The organism is Sulfurovum sp. bin170, from assembly GCF_010892395.1.
Classification (GTDB): Bacteria; Campylobacterota; Campylobacteria; order Campylobacterales; family Sulfurovaceae; genus UBA1140.
In genome coordinates, this window is sequence record NZ_JAACKB010000407.1 from 1 (window position 1) to 2,639 (window position 2,639).

The following is a 2,639-nucleotide window of genomic DNA, read 5'->3' on the forward strand; positions in this document are numbered from 1 at the left end:
AGCATCAACTACTATGGGTGATGAGGTCAGAGGAGATATTGCCAAAGCGAGACATAGAGAACTGACTTCACTGATAAAAGATAAAAATCTTCTGTTTCGAAAAAATCATAATCGAAATCTTGATATACTTTTAGAGAATGGGAAAAATGGTGTTTATCAGGGGTATGACCAGTACTTTAATAGGGCAGAGGTGAGAAGTTCTGATGATTTGTCTGGAAACTGGGTATCATTCGAAAATGCAATAGTTCAAGGTAGTAAAAATGTGGCAATCTTTCAGTAAAAACTCTAAAATTATTATTATAGCTCTCTTTGCACTTATTGCTATAATACTCTTCTCTTTATTTAGAGATAGTTCAGAGTCTATAAATAAGAAGAGAGCTATAGAAATTATTGAAAATCAGACAATTCAAAAAGCTTCTGTTGCTGAGCCTTATGTATATATATATACAGAAGATAATATATATAAAGTAGCAAAAGAGGCTATAGATATAGAGGTGCTTTTTGATAAAACTTTAGTAGAGTACCAAGATGAGGGGACAGATGTTATAGATATCCTACTGCTTCTAGTTATGATCAGTTTTACCCTCTATATTATATCTATGATAAAAGAGAATAGAGATAGACAAGAGAGTCTATTTGAGGAGCATAGAGAGGAGGCTAACGCCTCTATATCTCAACAAAATATTTTGCCTCAACTCTCCAGAGTGAACTTCTCCGATGTAGCAGGGATAGAGGATGTCAAAGAGGAGCTTGAGGAGATTATTGATTTTATGAAAAATCCTAATAAGTATAGAAGTTTTGATATTCGTCTACCAAAAGGTGTGCTATTAGTAGGACCTCCAGGGGTTGGAAAGACTCTTATAGCAAAAGCTGTAGCAGGTGAAGCAGATGTACCATTTTTCTATCAGAGTGCTTCATCTTTTGTTCAGATTTATGTCGGTATGGGAGCCAAAAGGGTAAGTGAGCTTTTTAATAGAGCCAAACAGATGGCTCCGAGTATTATATTTATAGATGAGCTAGATGCTGTAGGTAAGAGCCGTGGAGGGATGAACAATGATGAGCGTGAATCAACACTAAACCAACTTTTAACAGAGATGGATGGTTTTGAGGAGAGTTCTGGAGTGATGGTGATAGCTGCAACAAACAAGATAGAGGTGCTAGATGAGGCACTTCTACGAGCAGGGCGTTTTGATAGACGAGTACATATATCTCTTCCTGATTTCAAAGAGCGAGTGAGTATTCTGAAACTCTATCTAAAAGAGAAAAATAGCACGGTTGATATAGAGGCTATAGCCAAGATGACTATAGGTTTCAATTCTGCAGCATTGGCAACACTGGTCAATGAGGCTGCACTCTATGCTCTTCGCAAAGAGAAGACGAGTATAGATACTTCTGATATAGAGGCAGTAAAAGAGAAGGTACTTCTAGGTAAACATAAGATACAGACATTTAGCGTGGAGGAGCAGAAAATTCAGGCACTATATCAATCAGCTAAAGCAGTTACGGCTACATGGCTAGAGATAGATTATGAGAAGATAGGTCTTGTCTCCTCCTCTTTTATCCCACATCATAATGAGATATTATCAAAAACCGTACTTGAAAATGAGCTAAAAGTTCTACTAGCTGGTCGTATGATAACCCAAGAGGTTTATGGTGAACTCTTTACCAATGCAAAGAGTGATATTCATAAAGCCAAACTTCTAAGCCAACAGATTATAGAGGAGTTTGCCATGTCCGATGAGTACTTCTCTACTCACGCACAGGTAGAGAATCTACTTCAAGATGCAAGTAGTGAGGTCAAATCATTGCTATCTAAACTACGCGTCGTAGTAGAAGATGTTAGAGTTTATCTTCTAAAAAATGAGTCTATAACACCTATCGAGACAAAAAGAATACTAGATAAGATATTTTAGATGAACTATTTTTCGGGTTTTGCTTTAAAAGGAGAGGAGAAGTTTTTTAGAGAATATACTATAGATAGTGACTTATGTATGGTTGGTTTCTCCTATGGTGCTCAAAAGGCATTTGAGTATGTATATAGTAGTCCAAAGCGTATAGATAGACTTATCCTACTCTCTCCTGCTTTTTTTCAGAATCATAGAAAATCTTTTATAAGAACACAACTTCGATACTTCAAAGCAGACCAAGAGAGTTATATAAAACAGTTTTTGGAAAATGTATCGTATCCATCGAATATTAATCTATATGAATATCTTGATATTGGAAAATATGAGGAGTTAGAGTCTCTATTGTCATATGTTTGGGATAGAGAGAAGATTTTGGAACTTATAGATAGAGGGGTTACTATAGAAGTGTTTATTGGTGGAGAGGATAGGATAGTAGATAGTGAGAAAAGTTTTGAGTTTTTTTCTGAGATTACTACTACATATCTTTTGAAGGATTTTGGGCATCTGCTTAGGGTTTAGGCTCACATCAATAAAAAGTCTACTTTAACTGGTTCAATTTATGGGGAGCATTATACACCTCAGGAGAGGATGTGACGAAGTGGAGCGAGTTAAATAGTGAAGATTTGACACTCTATATCCTAACTACACTTTAGACAAAAAAAGAAAAAACAGGTAAAATTTAGAAAAAAGATGATTCTTATGATGTATGCATTTACAGATAAGAATCATAGA

The 2,639-nt window shown here is 35.7% G+C and carries 2 protein-coding genes and 1 pseudogene; all 3 read left to right on the forward strand.

All coding sequences use genetic code 11. The annotated features are described in order from the left end of the window. Nucleotides 1-280 (forward strand): annotated as a pseudogene (locus GSY74_RS09655) (tRNA (N(6)-L-threonylcarbamoyladenosine(37)-C(2))-methylthiotransferase MtaB); the annotation flags it as partial. Beyond that, the gene (locus GSY74_RS09660; RefSeq protein WP_164664894.1) at nucleotides 261-1,913 is read left to right on the forward strand and encodes an AAA family ATPase; all 1,653 of its coding nucleotides are present in this window, start codon (nucleotides 261-263) and stop codon (nucleotides 1,911-1,913) included. The pseudogene GSY74_RS09655 and the gene GSY74_RS09660, both read left to right, overlap by 20 nt. Next, nucleotides 1,914-2,426 carry a pimelyl-ACP methyl ester esterase BioV gene (bioV, locus tag GSY74_RS09665; protein ID WP_164664895.1) on the forward strand — a complete coding sequence of 171 codons (513 nt, stop codon included), beginning with the start codon at nucleotides 1,914-1,916 and terminating at the stop codon, nucleotides 2,424-2,426. The last annotated feature ends 213 nt before the right edge of the window (nucleotides 2,427-2,639 follow it).